Here is a 13,688-nt window from a genome sequence, read left to right as displayed (position 1 = left end):
GCCAACCACGGACCGCGCGATGACCGCCTCCATCGGAAACCGCCATTTCGTGCTGCGCCGGCTGCACTCGCTGCTGGGGCTGCTCCCGGTGGGCGCCTTTCTGATCTTCCATCTGTGGGAGAACTCGCAGTCACGCTTCGGCGCAGAGCACTACAACCGCGAAGTGGTCGAGGCGCTCCAGGGCCTGAATTACCTAGTACCGATCGAGCTGTTGGTGATCGCCCTGCCCCTGATCCTGCACGCGGTGATCGGTCTGGCGATCCTGCGTGACCAGCGCCCCGAACCCCTGCGCTACCGCTATGCCCGTAACTGGGCCTACTGGTTGCAACGTCTCTCCGGGATCGCGATCCTCGCCTTCCTCGTCCTCCATGTCGGCATGACCCGCATCCAGGGGCTGTGGACGCCGGCGATCCGTACCGATCTCTACGGCCATATGCAGACCCTGCTCAGCGATCCCTGGATCTTCACGCTCTATCTCGCCGGGCTGATCGCCTCGGTGTTCCACCTCGCCAACGGTCTGGCGACCATGGCCATCGTCTGGGGAGTGACCACCTCGGCGGCGGCACAGCGGCGCTTCGCCTGGGCCTGCACCGGGTTCGGGGTAGTGCTCGCCGCACTCGGGGTGCACGGCATGCTGGGGTTCCTGTCATGAGTGCGCCGGGGGCGATCGTCGTCGGCGGCGGGCTCGGCGGGCTGTGGGCGACCCTGCGCCTGGCCGAGGCCGGGTTCCCGGTGCGGCTGTTCTCGCTGTTCGAGGTCAAGCGCAGCCACTCGGTGTGCGCCCAGGGCGGGATCAACGCAGTACTCGACACCAAGGGCGAGCGCGACTCGATCGATCAACACATCCTCGACACCATCAAGGGCGGCGAGTACCTCGCCAACCAGCCGCCGATCAAGAGCCTGTGCGAACAGGCCCCGGGACTGATCCGCACCTTCGCGCGCATGGGCGTGACCTTCTCGCGCACCCCCGAGGGCGGGCTCGATCTGCGCCTGTTCGGCGGCGTCAAGCACCGTCGCACCTGCTTCGCCGGCGCCAGTACCGGCCAGCAACTGCTCTACGGCGTCGATCAACAGGTGCGCCGGCTCGAGAGCCTGGGGCGGGTGGAGAAGTTCGAGTGGTGGGAGTTCCTGTCGCTGCTCATCGACGCCGACGGACGCTGTCGCGGCATCCTCGCGATGGACCTGCGCAGCCTCGAGGTACGCCCCTTCCTCGCCGACACCGTGGTGCTCGCCAGCGGCGGCTTCGGCCAGCTCTACGCGCCCAAGACCACCACCTCGACCAACTCCACCGGCGCCGCCGCCAGCCGCGTCTATCAGCAGGGTGCCTGGTTCGCCAACGGCGAGTTCTTCCAGTTCCACCCGACGGCGATGCTCGGGCGCGACAAGACCCGGCTGATGAGCGAGGCGGCCCGCGGCGAGGGCGGTCGGGTGTGGGTGCCGCGCACCCCGGGTGATCGCCGCGACCCGCGCCGGATCCCCGAGCGCGAGCGCTTCTACTTCCTCGAGGAGTTCTTCCCCGCCTACGGCAACACCGTGGCCCGCGACGAGGCCTCGCGCGCGATCTGGCGCGTCACCCGCGAACTCGGGCTGGGCATCGGCGGTGGCGACCGGGTCTATCTCGACCTCACCCATCTCGATCGGCGCTTCGTCGCCACCCGGCTCGGCGCCATCCTCGAGATCTATCGCAAGTTCGCCGGCAGCGACCCGCTCGACACCCCGATGGAGATCTTCCCCGCCGCCCACTACGGCATGGGCGGGCTGTGGGTCGACTTCGAGCGCGACACCGACGGTGGCATGCGCCCGGGCAGCGCGCGCAACCATGCCACCAACATCCCCGGGCTCTATGCCTGCGGCGAGTGCGACTACGCCTATCACGGCGCCAACCGGCTCGGCGCCAACTCACTGCTCTCGGCGAGCTTCTCCGGGCGGGTCGCGGGCGAGGCGGCGGCCAACTATCTGCGCGGGCTCGACCCGGCCCGCCCGGCCCTGCCCGAGACGTTAATCACCGCCGAGCGCCGACGCCAGGAGGCGATCAACCAGCGCCTGTTGGACGCCGACGGCGAGGAGAACCCCTACACCCTGCACCAGGCGCTGGGGGCGTTGATGACCGAGCGGGTCGGGGTGGTGCGCGACAACGCCGGGCTGGAGCAGGCACTCGCCGAACTCGACCGACTCGAGGCGCGACTGGCGCGGATCGGTCTCGGCGAGGCCAACCGCTGGGCCAACCAGACCCTGGTCTTCACCCGCCAGCTCGCCGACATGATCGTGCTCGCCAAGGCGGTGACGGCCAGCGCCCTGGCCCGCGACGAGTGTCGCGGCGCCCATCACAAACCCGACTTCGAACTCCCCATCCCCGAGGGCAAGTTCCCCGGCGATCCCGAGTTCGAGGACTATCGCGCCCGCTGGCGCGAGAACAACACGCGTTGGCTCAAGACGACCCTGGCCGAGTATGCCGCGCCGCGCCCGCGCATCCACTACCAGGCGGTCGACCTCAGCGTCTGCCCGCCGAGCGAGCCGCGCGACTATCGCTGAGAGCCCCGTCATGCGCGAAACACCCTCCACCATCGAGCTACGCATCCGCCGTCAGGATGGCCCCGACACGCCGCCCTACTGGGAGACCTTCGTGCTGCCCTATGCGCCCGACCACAACGTGGTCTCGGTGTTGATGGCACTACGCGAGCACCCGCTCACCCACGATGGGCGGCGGGTCGACCCGGTGTGCTGGGATCACAATTGCATGGAGGAGGTGTGCGGTTCCTGCGCGATGCTGATCAACGGGGTACCGCGCCCGGCCTGCTCGGCGCTGATCGACCAGCTCGAACAGCCGATCGTGCTCGAACCACTACCCAAGTTCCCGGTGGTACGCGACCTGCTCGTCGACCGCAGCGCCATCGACGCCGGGCTACGCAAGGTCCACGCCTGGATCGAGATCGACGGCGCCTGGGACACCCACGAACCGCCGCCGCGCATCGCCCCGCAACAATGGGCGACCGACTATCTCTACAGCCGCTGCATGAGCTGCGGCTGCTGCATGGCCGCCTGTCCGCAGTTCGGCGCCGGCTCGGAGTTCGTCGGCCCGGCACCGCTGGCGCAGGTGCGGCTGATGAACGCTCACCCCACCGGGCGTCACGACAAGACCGAGCGACTGCACGCGATCATGGCCGAGGGCGGGTTGAGCGACTGCGGCAACGCCCAGAACTGCGTACGGGTCTGCCCCAAGGCGATTCCGCTGACCACCGCGATCGGTGAACTCGGACGCCAGACCTCGATCCAGGCACTGAAGGACCTGTTCGGGCCGTCCTGACCCAGGTCCGGCATCCGCCCCTAGCACTTACCCCAGATGGAGATCCCGCGACGGCCTGGGGACGAGACGGTCGTCACCGCCGCAGAGTTGAAAATAGGCGCGGGCGAACTCGCGATCGGTACCGAGGATGTGTGCCAGCAACCACTCACGCACGGTCTCCTGGATCACGGGCGTCAACACAGTCACCCCCTCGGCGCGCCACTCGCGCAGCAGCGCGGTGTATTCGGCCATCATCAGGGCGTGTTCGCGCTGATGCTCGGGCAGCTCCTCGAAGCCGATCGCACGCATGAACCGCTCCTCGTGCTGGAAGTGGGTGCGTGCCAGCTCGCCGAGCTCGGCGAGCGCATCGATCAAGGCATTGGCCCCGCCGCTACGTGTCGGCGTGGCCTCGGGGCAGAACCTCAGGCATAGGTCGGCGAGGCGTTCGATCAGCGCACGATGTTCCTGATCGATGACGTCGATGTTCAACGACCACTCCTCTCGCCACCTGGGTAACTTGGACATAAGGGCCTCTCGTCATGATTGCGGGCGCATCGCCGGCACCCGAGCGGCACTGCGCGGTCAGCCCACAGCCGGCATCGCCCCGAGACACGGTCAACGGGCGAGGTGCTCACGAGAACGATAGGGCTGCTCGAACATGGTCCCTGCACGAGACTCTTGATTGACATGAGGTCGCAGACACGGCAGCGCCGTGCCAACCGGCGCAGCACGGATCGAGGGGTTGGACAGAGACGCCTGCAAAGACCCACGTCCCCCGACCGACACCATCCGGTGCTACACCATGTCGTTGCAATGATAGATAATTTCCCAACCAACGGGGCTGGCGACGGGGCGTCATCGCACCGGCCGCCCGCCCCGATACCCGCTCGACGAGGAGAGGCCGCCGGGATGATCGACGCGCTGCGCCGCTGGACGCGGTCCTGGGGCAGCGGCCCGATCAGTCCTCCTCGAGCTGGTCCGGGTCCCAACCGGACGCCCGCGCCCGCTCCACTGCGGCGTCGTAGATCCGGGCGTGACGCGCGCGCAGCTCCGCGGGCAGGTTGGAGACCAGATGCCCATAGGGCGCCCAGGCCGCGCTGACCTTGTCATAGAGGGCGTCGATCCCCTGCACCGTCCAACCCGCGCAGGTCTCCTCCTCGGGGATCAGACCGAATACCCAGGCGTCACGGATGATATTGGCCGTCGGTGTCATTCCGCCCTGAAGCTCGTTGTCGATACCGGCGTAGCGTTTGGCAGTCATGGCGTCATCCCTCAATGATTGAGAATCGGTGATCAGCGACGATTGAACCGCAAAGGGGCACCAGCCGCCAGCCGCCAGCCGCCAGCCGCCAGAAAATTGAACCGCCAAGATACCGCCTTGCCCGTCAATCGCCGATCATGCACGCCAGCCTCGCCGACTGGAGGCTGGAAGCTGATCGCTGGAAGCTGATTCGAACCGCCAAGACGCCAAGAGCGCGAAGATGAAGCAAGGCCGTCAGCCTCCAGTGATGGAGCTGGGTTGTCTCGTCGCGCTGCGGTTGCCCGCGCTCCGGCACTGGAGGCTGTTTGCTGAAGGCTGGTCGCTTTCTTCGCGCTCTTGGTGCCTTAGCGGTTCAATGAGGATGGAACCTCACCCTGATGCCATCGCCATGGAGTCGAGCTAGAATTAATGGCTTTTCCCGCGCGCCCGTTCACCAGCGGCGCGCCCGTCCGTTCCCGAGGAATCCCCAAGCGTGTCCGCAACCCTCATCGACCTGATCCGCCACGGCGAGCCCGTGGGCGGACGGCGCTACCGTGGCCGTGGCGTCGACGACCCCCTGTCCGAAACCGGCTGGCAGCAGATGCGCCAGGCCATCGGCGACGCCGCACCCTGGACGCGTATCCTGAGTTCGCCGCTGCAACGCTGTCAGGCCTTCGCCCGCGAACTCGCCGCGCACCACCAACTCCCACTCGAGATCGTCCCCGAGTTCGCCGAGGTCGGCATGGGCGAGTGGGAAGGCCGCGCCCATACCGAGATCGCCCTCAGCGAGCCCGAGCGTCATCGCGCCTACCGCCGTGATCCGGTCGGTTGTCGCCCTGCCGGCGCCGAACCCCTGGAGGCGTTCCTCGACCGTGTCAGCACGGCCTATCGCGCGCAGATCGAGCGCCACGCCGGAGAACACCTGCTGATCGTCTGCCACTCGGGGACCACCCGCGCCATCCTCGGCGAGATACTCGGGCTCGGTCCACACCACTGGTATCGCACCAAGACCGATTACGCCGGGATCACGCGTATCCGTCACGGCGCCAACGGCCCGGTACTCGAATGCATGAATCGCCCCACCCTGCCCTGAGCCGACACCCGCCGCCGCACGAGTACCTGGGCACAGGCGGTGCCCAGGTCGCGCACCTGGTGACCGCCCCATCGTCGACAACCGCGCACTGGCGTCCCGAGGCGGAGCGCAGCCATCACATCGGTCTATAATGGGTCGCTTCCATTGACCATCCTGCAACGCCCATGCCCATGTATCAGACCGACGACCTGCGCATCCGCGACATCAAAGAAGTCCGCTCACCGAAGGCGTTGCACGAGGAGTTTCCGCTCTCCGAGGCCGCTTCGGAAAACGTTCACGGCACCCGACAGGCGATCCAGCGCATCCTCCACGGCGAGGACGATCGACTGCTGGTGGTGATCGGCCCCTGTTCGGTGCACGATCCCGATGCCGCGCTCGAATACGCCCACAAGCTCAAGCCACTGCGCGAGCGCTTCGCCGACCAACTCCTGGTGGTGATGCGGGTCTACTTCGAGAAACCACGCACCACCGTTGGCTGGAAGGGGCTGATCAACGACCCCAACCTCGACGGCAGCTTCGCCATCAATCAGGGGCTGGGGGTCGCGCGCAAGCTGCTGCTCGATCTCAACGACATGGGGATCCCCGCCGGCACCGAGTTCCTCGACCTGATCAGCCCCCAATACATCACCGACCTGATCAGCTGGGGCGCGATCGGCGCGCGCACCACCGAGAGCCAGGGGCACCGCGAACTGACCTCCGGGCTGTCCTGTCCCATCGGCTTCAAGAACGCCACCAACGGTGACGTTAAGGTGGCGATCGACGCCATCCACGCCGCCGCCCGCCCGCACGTGTTCATGTCGGTGACCAAGGAGGGACGCTCGGCGATCTTCAACACCACCGGCAATGTCGACACCCACATCATCCTGCGCGGCGGCCAACGCCCGAACTACGACACCGAGAGCGTGCACATCGCCGCCGACCAGATCGTCGAGTCGGGACTGACGCCGAAGATCATGATCGACTGCAGTCACGCCAACAGCCGCAAAAAACCGGAGAAGCAGATCCGCGTCTGCCAGGACGTGGCCGGTCAGGTCGCGCGTGGCGAACAAAGCATCATCGGCGCGATGATCGAGGGCAACCTGGTCGCCGGGCGTCAGAACCTCGGAGACGGCAAGGGATTGGTCTACGGTCAGAGCATCACCGATGCCTGTGTCGGCTGGGATGACACCGAGCCCATGCTCCAGGAGCTGGCCGACGCGGTCGAGCAACGCCGCGCCGCGCGCGCCCGCGGGCGCGACTGAGGTCGCCCGAACCTTACGCCGGGCAGCGATCCCGACTAAGCTCGGACATGGCGGGGCCTTGCCCTGCCGTGTCCATCCAGCGGAGGGAGGATCGAGCATGAAAGGCGCCATCGCGCTACTCTGCGCGGTCGCGGCCCTCGACGCCCAGGCCGAGCTCTATCGTTGCGTCGACGCCGCCGGCCGGATCAGCTATCAGCAAACCCCCTGTGGCAGCGCGGCCTCGGGAGGCAGCATCGAACTCGACACCCGCAGCCCCGACGGCAGCGCCCGCGCCGCCAACGACCCGCAGATGTCGGTCGGCAACCAACTCCAACGGCTCGCCCCGACACCGGCCGCGCGCGCCACCACCGACACCGCCCCCAGGCGCCCCTCCGCGTCCCCCTCGGATCGCGCCAAATGCGCCCGCCACCGCGCCCAGGTCGCGCGCTGGGAGCAGGCCGCCCGAGCCACCTACCGCGACCGCAGCGAACAGCGCTACCGCGAGCAGATGCTCGAACACCACCGCGCCCAGGTCGAGCGTTATTGCGAACCCTGAGGATGGGCTTTCAGCGGCCAGCGGCCAGCGGCCAGCGGCCAGCGGCCAGCTGGCCAGGAGATTGAACCGCAAAGACCCAAAGGACGCGAAGAAAGCGACCAGCCTTCAGCAAACAGCCTCCGGTGCCGGGGGGCGGCCAACCGCGACGCGACGCGACGAGACAACCCGGCCCCTCACCGGAGACTGACCGCTGGAAGCCTTTCTTCATCTTCGCGCTCTTGGCGTCTTCGCGGTTCAACCCGCTGGCGGCCGCCTGGTGGCGATGTTGGGTTGCCCGTCCTGGAGTCCAAAGGATTCGTCGATCGGTGGTGTATGGGCAACCCAACCTACGGGCTGGAGGCTGGTCGCTGAAGGCTTTTCTCCCCTTTGCGCGCTTCGTGTCTTCGCGGTTCAAACCAGCTTCCAGCCTCCAGTCGGGGACTGGCTGGTGTGCATGATCGGCGATTGACCGGCAAGACGGTATCTTGGCGGTTCAATGAGGATGGAACCGCAAAGACCCAAAGGACGCGAAGAAAGCGACCAGCCTTCAGCAAACAGCCTCCGGTGCCGGGGGGCGGCCAACCGCGACGCGACGCGACGAGACAACCCGGCCCCTCACCGGAGACTGACCGCTGGAAGCCTTTCTTCATCTTCGCGCTCTTGGCGTCTTCGCGGTTCAACCCGCTGGCGGCCGCCTGGTGGCGATGTTGGGTTGCCCGTCCTGGAGTCCCAAGGATTCGTCGATCGGTGGTGTATGGGCAACCCAACCTAGGGGCTGGAGGCTGATCACTGAACCTCAGAGCCGCTGCAGATAACGCTCGCCGCCGAGGCGCGAGGACTGGTCGATGATCCAGTCGGCGCGGCGGCGCAGCCGCTCCGAGGGGCGGTCGAGACGGTAGTGACCGGGCGCCGGCAGCACGCCGATGAGCAGCGCCGACTCCTCCAGCGTCAGGGTGCGCGCCGGGTGGCCGAAGTAGCGCACGCTGGCCGCCCCGGCGCCATAGGTGCTGGGGCTGAACTGGATGATGTTGAGATAGACCTCGAGGATGCGCTCCTTCGACCACAGCACCTCGAGCAGCAGGGTGAACCAGGCCTCGATCGCCTTGCGCACCCAGCCCTGCCCCGGCCACAGGAAGAGGTTCTTGGCCGTCTGCTGGGTGATGGTGCTGGCGCCGCGCAACGCGCCGCCCCGGCGATGGGCGGCGAGGGCGTGACGGATCTCGATCAGATCGAAGCCGAGATGGCTCGGGAAGCGCTGATCCTCGCCGCTGATCGCCGCCAGTCGCAGCGGCGGCGGGAGTTCGCTCCAGGGCACCCAGCAGTGGTGGTAGTAGGGCGGCGACTGGTCGAGTCGCCACAGGTTGTAGGCGTGCTGGAGCATGAAGGCCGAGGCCGGCGGATCGACCCAGCGCAGCGCCGCGACGAGCAGCGCCGAGCCGAGCACGCCGGTGGCGACCAGCACCAGCAACCCGCGACCGCAGCGGCGCAGCCAGCAGCGCGCGCGCCCGGGCACGCCCCCGAGCCGTGACGGCCTCGACCCAGGCGCCTCATGCGTGGCGCCCGCCATGCCCGGCCCGGGGGTGTCGACCGCGCCGGCCTCCTGCCGCTCCTGCTCGCTCATCGTCGCGGTGTCGCACCCATGCGCGCGCTCAGCCGGCCAGCCCCCGGGTCTGCAGCGCGCGGATCTGGTCGCGCACCGCCGCCGCCTGCTCGAACTCCAGGTCCTTGGCGTGCTGGTACATGGTCTTCTCCAGCGCCTTGATCCGCTTGGCCAGCTGCTGTGGGGTGAGCGCGGCGTACTCGGCCACCTCGTCGGCCACCGCGGCATAGTCACGCGCCGGCAGCGGCGCGCCCGGGGTGGCCGCCTCCATGATGTCGGCCACCGCCTTGCGGATGGTCTGCGGGGTAATGCCGTTGGCGGCATTGGCGGCGAGCTGCTTGGCGCGGCGGCGCTCGGTCTCGTCGATCGCCCGGCGCATCGAGCCGGTGAGGCTGTCGGCGTAGAGGATGGCCTTGCCGTTGGCGTTGCGCGCGGCGCGCCCGATGGTCTGGATCAGCGAATCGGTCGAACGCAGAAAGCCCTCCTTGTCGGCGTCGAGGACGGCGACCAGCGAGACCTCGGGCATGTCCAGCCCCTCGCGCAGCAGGTTGATCCCGACCAGCACGTCGAAGGCGCCGAGCCGCAGATCGCGGATGATCTCGACGCGCTCGACGGTATCGATGTCGGAGTGCAGATAGCGCACCCGCACCTCGTGCTCGGTGAGGTAATCGGTGAGGTCCTCGGCCATGCGCTTGGTGAGGGTGGTCACCAAGACGCGCTCGTCGACCGCGACCCGGGCGTGGATCTCGGAGAGCAGGTCGTCGACCTGGGTCAGCGCCGGGCGCACCTCGAGTTCGGGGTCGACCAGCCCGGTGGGACGCACCACCTGCTCGACCACCACGCCCGAGTGTTCCAGCTCGAAGGCGCGCGGGGTGGCCGAGACATAGATGGTCTGCGGCTGGCGCTCGCGGAACTCCTCGAAGCGCAGCGGCCGGTTGTCGAGCGCCGAGGGCAGGCGGAAGCCATAGTCGACCAGGTTTTCCTTGCGCGAGCGGTCACCGCGGTACATGCCGCCGAGCTGGGGCACGGTGACATGGCTCTCGTCGATCACCACCAGGGCGTCGTGCGGCAGATAGTCGTAGAGGGTCGGCGGCGGCTCGCCGGGGGCACGCCCGGAGAGATAGCGACTGTAGTTCTCGATGCCCTGGCAGTAGCCGACCTCGACCATCATCTCCAGGTCGAACTGGGTGCGCTGTTCGAGCCGCTGCGCCTCGACCAGCTTGCCCTGCTCGCGCAGCACCGTGAGGCGCTCGCGCAGCTCCGGCTTGATCTGCTCGACGGCCTGGAGGATGGTCTCGCGCGGGGTGGCGTAGTGGGTCTTGGGGTAGACGGTGTAGCGCGCCACCTGCTGGCGCACCACGCCGGTGAGCGGATCGAACAGCGACAGCGACTCGATCTCGTCGTCGAACAGCTCCACCCGCACCGCCTCGTCGTCGGACTCGGCCGGATAGATGTCGATCACGTCGCCGCGCACCCGGTAGCAGCCGCGCTGCAGCTCGACCTCGTTGCGCTGGTACTGCAGGTCGGCGAGCCGGCGCAGGATGGCGCGCTGGTCGACCAGGTCGCCACGCTTGAGCAGCAGCACCATCTTCAGATAGGCGTCCGGGTCGCCGAGCCCGTAGATCGAGGAGACGGTGGCGACGATCACCACATCGCGCCGCTCCAGCAGCGCCTTGGTCGCCGACAACCGCATCTGCTCGACGTGCTCGTTGATCGCCGCGTCCTTCTCGATATAGGTATCCGTGGCCGGGACATAGGCCTCGGGCTGGTAGTAGTCGTAGTAGGAGACGAAGTACTCGACGGCGTTGTGCGGGAAGAACTCACGCATCTCGCCGTAGAGTTGGGCGGCGAGGGTCTTGTTCGGCGCCAGTACCAGGGTCGGGCGCTGCACCCGGTCGATGACGTTGGCGATGGTGAAGGTCTTGCCCGAACCGGTCACCCCGAGCAAGGTCAGCCCGGCCTCACCGTCCTCCAGGCCGGCGACCAGACGGTCGATGGCCTCGGGCTGATCGCCCGCAGGTGCGAACTGGGCTTCGAGCTGAAAGGGTCTGGGGGACATGCAAGGGGCCTCGTCTGCTGATGATCGCCGCGCCCCGCGCCGAGCGCCATCCGTGGCCATCGCGCAAGATGCCGGGCGTTCGGCGTTTCGCTATTATTGGCAGTTGCAACAATCAAATCCAGCCACCCCAGGACCCCAGAGATCATCGCTGATGAGCACCAAACTCGCCGCCCGCGTCCAGGCCGTCAAGCCGTCTGCCACACTCGCCATCACCGCCCGCGCCAATGCGCTGCGCGCCGAGGGCAAGGACGTGATCGGACTCGGTGCCGGTGAACCCGACTTCGACACCCCCGAGCACATCAAGGCCGCCGCCATCGCCGCGATCGAGAACGGCTTCACCAAGTACACCGCCGTCGACGGCACCGCCGGGCTCAAGCAGGCGATCATCGACAAATTCAAGCGCGACAACGGGTTCGACTTCACCGCCGAGCAGATCCTGGTCTCCTGTGGCGGTAAACAGAGCTTCTTCAACCTCGCCCAGGCGCTGCTCGATCCGGGCGACGAGGTGGTGATCCCCGCCCCCTACTGGGTCTCCTACCCCGACATGTCGCTGCTCGCCGGTGCCGCCCCGGTGTTCATCCACGCCGCCGCCGACCAGTCGTTCAAGATCACCCCGGCGCAGCTGCGCGCGGCGATGACCGAGCAGACCCGGCTGGTGGTCATCAACAGCCCCTCCAACCCCACCGGCATGGCCTACAGCCGAGACGAGCTCGAGGCCCTCGGCGAGGTGCTGCGTGACTTCCCGCGCGCGGTGATCGCCAGCGACGACATGTACGAGCACATCCGCTGGGACGATGCACCCTTCGTCAACATCCTCAATGCCTGCCCCGACCTCGCCCCGCGCACCCTGGTGCTCAACGGCGTCTCCAAGGCCTACTCGATGACCGGCTGGCGCATCGGTTACGCCGCCGGTCCCGCCGACATCATCAAGGCGATGAAGAAGGTACAGTCGCAGAGCACCTCCAACCCGGCCTCGATCTCGCAGGCCGCCGCCCAGGCCGCGCTCGAAGGCCCGCAGGCGTGCATCGGCGAGATGCTCACCGCCTTCAAGGCGCGTCACGACCTGGTCGTCGAGCGGCTCAACACCATCGACGGCATCGAGTGCCTGCCCACCGACGGCACCTTCTACGTCTTCCCCAAGGTCCAGGGGCTGATCGAGCGCATGCCCAACATCAGCACCGACGTCGAACTGGCCGAGTACCTGATCGAGGAGGCCGGTGTCGCCCTGGTGCCCGGCACTGCCTTCGGCCTGCCCGGCTACGTCCGGCTGTCGATCGCCACCAGTCGCGAGAACCTGGAGCAGGCGCTCGAGCGCATCGCCAACGCCTGCGCCGGCTGAGGCCCGGATCCGGCGACCATCTCGTCAGGGCGCCGGATCATCGACAACACAAGAACAAAAAACGTCGGCAATCGAACACAGCGATCGAATACATGCTTGACGCACTGGGTCATCGCTACTAACATTATCGGCTCAAGACATTCCCTGGTAGCTCAGTCGGTAGAGCGGGTGACTGTTAATCACTAGGTCGGCGGTTCGAGCCCGTCCCAGGGAGCCAAATACGAAAAAGGGCTGATCCTCACGGATCGGCCCTTTTTTTTGCTCGTCCGTCGCTCGCCCCGCTCAGAGTAGCAGCAGGGCCGTCGACATCCCCACCAGATAGGCCGGCCAGTAGCCGATGCGGGCGAGCCGATCGAGCCGCTCGGCCTCGCGCTCGCGCTGCTGGTGCTGCCAGATCCGCAACTGCACGTTGACCAGGATCACCGCTCCGGTGATGACGAAGGTGCCGGCGATGAAGGCATCGACTGCGGTGAGGTAACCCAGCCTCGGCAGGTCGTTGCCCAGGGTGAAGTTGAAGGCGATCAGCAGCAACAACACGGTGATGCCGATGTCGATGCGCTTCATGTAGTCCTTGAGCCGAAAGGTGCTCCAGGACACCACCAGGATGATCAGCATCGGCACGAAGATGCGCACCACGTAATAGAGCAGATGACGGTTGGCCTGGAAGCCGAGCGAGAAGCGCGAATAACCGAGCCCGTCGGCGCCGGTGACGGTGTCGACCACCGCCGTCGAGCTGAACACCACCCACTCCTCCTCGCCGAGCTGGTCACCGATCCCGATGTACTCGGGCAGTGCTTCGAAGACGAACAGCGACTCGGGCAGCAGCGACTCCACCCGGATGTAGAACGACTGGGTGTCGAAGGGGAAGTCACGGAAATCGAAGTCCGGCGCCTGGAACACCGCCGTCGCGCGCTCGATGTAGTGCACCTCGCCGTCGGGGTAGAGGCGTATCCCCTGGCGGCTCAGATCATGTCGTCCCTGCTGATTGGCCGGGAACATCCCCGGCCACACTACCCCCTGCGCCTGTAACCTCTCCATCGCCTTGGCAAAGGTCAGCATGCGAAACGGCGGCGCCCCGGGCGTCGGCTCATAGGCCAGCGCCGGCTCGCGATACCGTACCCGCAGGGTGTAGACGGCGGAGAAGTTCTCGGCCTTCTGGTCGATCCCGACGATCTGGTCCAGCGTCACCCCGATGCGCACCACGGTCGGCCCGCCGGCCCCCTCCCCGGCCATGGCCCACCCCGACAGCGACAGCAGACACAGCAGCAGCAACAGGCGATGCATCGGCACGACCTCGGGCGGCGGGAGTCAACCTGGAG

General features: G+C 67.3%; 12 protein-coding genes and 1 tRNA gene. 8 read left to right on the top strand and 5 right to left on the bottom strand.

Annotated elements, in window-relative coordinates:
- Window positions 1-19 precede the first annotated feature (19 nt).
- From HF203_RS05710 to sdhB, 3 genes are read left to right on the top strand one after another with little or no spacing between them, the layout of a single operon-like run.
- The gene (locus HF203_RS05710; protein ID WP_168667509.1) at window positions 20-652 is read left to right on the top strand and encodes a succinate dehydrogenase/fumarate reductase transmembrane subunit; all 633 of its coding nucleotides are present in this window, start codon (window positions 20-22) and stop codon (window positions 650-652) included.
- On the top strand, window positions 649-2,532 hold the full coding sequence (sdhA, locus tag HF203_RS05705; protein WP_168667507.1) for a succinate dehydrogenase (quinone) flavoprotein subunit: 1,884 nt from the start codon (window positions 649-651) through the stop codon (window positions 2,530-2,532). Before HF203_RS05710 ends, sdhA begins: the two co-directional genes overlap by 4 nt.
- Window positions 2,533-2,542: 10 nt before the next feature.
- Window positions 2,543-3,304, top strand: a complete 762-nt coding sequence (gene sdhB, locus HF203_RS05700) for a succinate dehydrogenase iron-sulfur subunit (protein ID WP_168667505.1) — start codon at window positions 2,543-2,545, stop codon at window positions 3,302-3,304.
- A gap of 27 nt (window positions 3,305-3,331) precedes the next feature.
- On the opposite strand, the gene HF203_RS05695 is transcribed toward sdhB, so the two are convergent.
- Window positions 3,332-3,808 carry a bacteriohemerythrin gene (locus tag HF203_RS05695; RefSeq protein ID WP_168667503.1) on the bottom strand — a complete coding sequence of 159 codons (477 nt, stop codon included), beginning with the start codon at window positions 3,806-3,808 and terminating at the stop codon, window positions 3,332-3,334.
- A gap of 433 nt (window positions 3,809-4,241) precedes the next feature.
- Window positions 4,242-4,544 (bottom strand): hypothetical protein, encoded by a 303-nt coding sequence (locus HF203_RS05690; protein WP_168667501.1) that lies wholly within the window; start codon window positions 4,542-4,544, stop codon window positions 4,242-4,244.
- A 472-nt stretch (window positions 4,545-5,016) separates the two neighbouring features.
- Between HF203_RS05690 and HF203_RS05685 the strand changes: the two genes are divergently transcribed.
- The 3 genes from HF203_RS05685 (at window position 5,017) to HF203_RS05675 (ending at window position 7,392) form a co-directional block, all read left to right on the top strand.
- Window positions 5,017-5,616, top strand: coding sequence for a histidine phosphatase family protein (locus tag HF203_RS05685; RefSeq protein ID WP_168667499.1), 600 nt, complete (start codon window positions 5,017-5,019; stop codon window positions 5,614-5,616).
- 170 nt (window positions 5,617-5,786) lie between these two features.
- A complete protein-coding gene (locus HF203_RS05680; RefSeq protein ID WP_168667616.1) occupies window positions 5,787-6,857 on the top strand; it encodes a 3-deoxy-7-phosphoheptulonate synthase in 1,071 nt (356 codons plus the stop codon).
- A 97-nt stretch (window positions 6,858-6,954) separates the two neighbouring features.
- Window positions 6,955-7,392 carry a DUF4124 domain-containing protein gene (locus HF203_RS05675; protein WP_168667497.1) on the top strand — a complete coding sequence of 146 codons (438 nt, stop codon included), beginning with the start codon at window positions 6,955-6,957 and terminating at the stop codon, window positions 7,390-7,392.
- A 775-nt stretch (window positions 7,393-8,167) separates the two neighbouring features.
- Here the strand turns inward: HF203_RS05675 and mtgA are convergent.
- A complete protein-coding gene (gene mtgA, locus HF203_RS05670) occupies window positions 8,168-8,992 on the bottom strand; it encodes a monofunctional biosynthetic peptidoglycan transglycosylase (protein WP_168667495.1) in 825 nt (274 codons plus the stop codon).
- A gap of 28 nt (window positions 8,993-9,020) precedes the next feature.
- Window positions 9,021-11,030 carry an excinuclease ABC subunit UvrB gene (uvrB, locus tag HF203_RS05665; RefSeq protein ID WP_168667493.1) on the bottom strand — a complete coding sequence of 670 codons (2,010 nt, stop codon included), beginning with the start codon at window positions 11,028-11,030 and terminating at the stop codon, window positions 9,021-9,023.
- 151 nt (window positions 11,031-11,181) lie between these two features.
- Here uvrB and HF203_RS05660 point away from each other — a divergent pair, with 151 nt between their 5' ends.
- A complete protein-coding gene (locus HF203_RS05660; RefSeq protein WP_168667491.1) occupies window positions 11,182-12,369 on the top strand; it encodes a pyridoxal phosphate-dependent aminotransferase in 1,188 nt (395 codons plus the stop codon).
- A 141-nt stretch (window positions 12,370-12,510) separates the two neighbouring features.
- A tRNA-Asn gene (locus tag HF203_RS05655) sits at window positions 12,511-12,586 on the top strand.
- 65 nt (window positions 12,587-12,651) lie between these two features.
- Here HF203_RS05655 and HF203_RS05650 read toward each other — a convergent pair.
- Complete coding sequence (locus tag HF203_RS05650; protein WP_168667489.1) at window positions 12,652-13,653, bottom strand: ligand-gated ion channel; 1,002 nt, start codon at window positions 13,651-13,653, stop codon at window positions 12,652-12,654.
- Between the last annotated feature and the right edge of the window lie 35 nt (window positions 13,654-13,688).

It is taken from the genome of Marichromatium bheemlicum (genome assembly GCF_012276755.1).
Classification (GTDB): domain Bacteria; phylum Pseudomonadota; class Gammaproteobacteria; order Chromatiales; family Chromatiaceae; genus Marichromatium; species Marichromatium bheemlicum.
Note: the sequence above shows the minus strand (reverse complement) of the source record. Positions and strands in the feature narration are given on the sequence as shown.

What these genes read in the sequence shown, in the direction of transcription:
- HF203_RS05690 (WP_168667501.1), bottom strand. Translation starts at nt 4,544, where the DNA reads ATGACTGCCAAACGCTACGCCGGTATCGACAACGAGCTTCAGGGCGGA.
- HF203_RS05710 (WP_168667509.1), top strand. Translation starts at nt 20, where the DNA reads ATGACCGCCTCCATCGGAAACCGCCATTTCGTGCTGCGCCGGCTGCAC.
- mtgA (WP_168667495.1), bottom strand. Translation starts at nt 8,992, where the DNA reads ATGAGCGAGCAGGAGCGGCAGGAGGCCGGCGCGGTCGACACCCCCGGG.
- HF203_RS05680 (WP_168667616.1), top strand. Translation starts at nt 5,787, where the DNA reads ATGTATCAGACCGACGACCTGCGCATCCGCGACATCAAAGAAGTCCGC.
- uvrB (WP_168667493.1), bottom strand. Translation starts at nt 11,030, where the DNA reads ATGTCCCCCAGACCCTTTCAGCTCGAAGCCCAGTTCGCACCTGCGGGC.
- HF203_RS05660 (WP_168667491.1), top strand. Translation starts at nt 11,182, where the DNA reads ATGAGCACCAAACTCGCCGCCCGCGTCCAGGCCGTCAAGCCGTCTGCC.
- HF203_RS05675 (WP_168667497.1), top strand. Translation starts at nt 6,955, where the DNA reads ATGAAAGGCGCCATCGCGCTACTCTGCGCGGTCGCGGCCCTCGACGCC.
- sdhA (WP_168667507.1), top strand. Translation starts at nt 649, where the DNA reads ATGAGTGCGCCGGGGGCGATCGTCGTCGGCGGCGGGCTCGGCGGGCTG.
- sdhB (WP_168667505.1), top strand. Translation starts at nt 2,543, where the DNA reads ATGCGCGAAACACCCTCCACCATCGAGCTACGCATCCGCCGTCAGGAT.
- HF203_RS05650 (WP_168667489.1), bottom strand. Translation starts at nt 13,653, where the DNA reads ATGCATCGCCTGTTGCTGCTGCTGTGTCTGCTGTCGCTGTCGGGGTGG.
- HF203_RS05695 (WP_168667503.1), bottom strand. Translation starts at nt 3,808, where the DNA reads ATGTCCAAGTTACCCAGGTGGCGAGAGGAGTGGTCGTTGAACATCGAC.